The sequence below is a fragment of the Streptomyces sp. UNOC14_S4 genome, from assembly GCF_020740835.1.
GTDB lineage: Bacteria > Actinomycetota > Actinomycetes > Streptomycetales > Streptomycetaceae > Streptomyces.
This window is the reverse complement of the sequence record NZ_JAINFC010000824.1, coordinates 1-2,083: the sequence shown is the minus strand read 5'-3', so window position 1 is coordinate 2,083 and position 2,083 is coordinate 1. Positions and strand designations below refer to the sequence as shown.

Below are 2,083 nucleotides of genomic sequence, written 5' to 3'. Positions count from 1 at the left end.
AGCCGACTTGACTTCAAGAGCTCTTGAAGTTGTTTGGTTCCGGGGTGGCAATATCGACTGAACCTACCGAGACCCCTGAGGCCCCTGAGACCAGCGGTCCCGCGTCCGCGCGGACCGGCCCGCCCGGCAGCTGGAGAGAACTGTTCGGCCCCGCTCACCGGGCCACCGCGCTGCTGATCGCGGGCGTGATGCTGCTGGACGGCGCGAGCACCTGGGTGACCAGCAGTCTGCTGCCGACGGCGGTCGAGGACATCGGTGGCGAACGCCTCTACGCCTGGACCACGACCGTCTTCATGATCGCCTCGGTGATCGCCGCGCTGCTGGTCAGCCGGATAGTGTCCGTGCGCGGGCCCCGGGATGGCTTCCGTATCGGTGTCGCGTCGTTCGCGGCCGGCACCGGCATCGCGGTGGTGACCCCGACGATGGAGGTGCTGCTGGCCGGACGCGTGCTCCAGGGATTCGGGACCGGTCTGCTGGCCGGGCTCAGCTACGTCACCGTCCAGTCGGCGCTGCCCGAGCACCTGTGGGCGCGGGGGACGGGACTGGTGTCGGCGACGATGGCGGCCGGGTTCTTCGTCGGCCCCGCGGTCGGCGGGGTGTTCGCCCAATTCGGCGCGTGGCGCCTGGCCTTCGCCGTGGTGCTGGTCCTGACGCTGCCGCTGGTCCCGCTCGTGTCGCGGGCCGTTCCCGCCGGCCGCCGGGCTCAGGCCGTCAGCCCACTGCCGATGGTCTCGCTGGTGCTGCTCACCTCGGCGGCGGCGCTGATCAGCACCGCCGGAGTCCTGTCCGGCCCGGTGTCCACCGTCGCGGCCGTCGCCGCCGCGCTCGTCCTGATCGTGGTCTTCGTCCTGAGCGAGCGGCGGCCCGGCGCGCGGGCCCGTGTGCTGCCGGCGTCGGCCTACTCGTCCGGGTCCGCGCTTCGGTGGCTCTACCTCAGCCGGGTCCTCATCACGGTCGCGGCCTCCGTGGAGGCGTTCATCCCGCTGTTCGGCCAGCGGCTCGGCGGCCTGCCGCCCGTGGCGGCCGGGTTCCTCGGCACCACGCTGCCCGTCGGCTGGGCCCTGACGCAGGTCGCGGTCTCCGGCGCCCGCCCTCCGGTGCTCGCCCGCCTGAGCCCGGCCGGGCCGTTCGTCCTGGCCACCGGCCTGGCCGCAACCGGACTGCTCCAGCGCGAGGACGCGTCCCCGCTCACGGTGGCCGCCTGGGCCACGGCGTATCTGGTGGCCGGTTCCGGCATCGGCATGGCCATGCCTCATCTGTCGACGGCCGTGATGGGCAGTACGACGGACCAGGAGGAGGCGGCGAAGGCGTCCGCGGCCATGAACACCATCGGGCTGTTCGCCTTCTCCTTCGGCGCCGCCCTCACCGGTGTCCTGGTCAACCTCGGCGCGCCCTCGATGGCGCGCTCGGCGCGCTACGCCCTGTTCGCCCTCGCCGCCGTCGCCACCCTGGCAGGCGTCACCGCCTGCCAGGAGCGGCGGCGCGCCGCGGCGCTCTCCCGACCGGAACGGTGACCGAGACACCCGCGGAGTGCCGAAGGGACGCTTCACACCATCGGCCCCCAGAAACCTCAATCACACTTGAAGTCCGGATTACGGTTGAACTCATGGAAGTGCCCCCGTACAACGCCAAGGAACTCACCGTCGGTGAGCTCGCCGAACGCAGCGGCGTCACCACCAGCGCGCTGCGCTTCTACGAGTCGATGGGCCTGATCCACAGTCGGCGCACCTCCGGCAACCAGCGCCGGTACCCGCGGGCGACACTGCGGCAGGTGGCACTCGTCCGGGTCGCGCAGAGCGTCGGCATCTCCCTGCGGGAGGTCCAGGAGGCGCTGGCGGGCCTGCCCGACGGCCGCACGCCCACCCAGGAAGACTGGGAGGAGCTGTCCCGGAGCTGGCGGGACGACCTCGACGCGCGCATCGAGCAGCTCACCCGGCTGCGCGACCGGCTCGACGACTGCATCGGCTGCGGGTGCCTGTCGCTGGACCGCTGCATGGTGGCCAACCCGAAGGACCGTCTCGGCCGGGTCGGACCGGGGCCGCGCCGCCTGCTCGTCGACCGGTTCCTGGACCCGCCGACCCAC

At 72.4% G+C, this 2,083-nt stretch carries 2 protein-coding genes; both read left to right on the top strand.

All coding sequences use genetic code 11. The annotated features are described in order from the left end of the window. Positions 1 to 44: 44 nt before the first annotated feature. On the top strand, positions 45 to 1,514 hold the full coding sequence (locus K6I34_RS36140; RefSeq protein ID WP_229332258.1) for an MFS transporter: 1,470 nt from the start codon (positions 45 to 47) through the stop codon (positions 1,512 to 1,514). Positions 1,515 to 1,606: 92 nt separating this feature from the next. Continuing rightward, positions 1,607 to 2,083: redox-sensitive transcriptional activator SoxR (gene soxR / locus K6I34_RS36135; RefSeq protein WP_229332257.1), on the top strand; the 477-nt coding region annotated here is incomplete at its 3' end.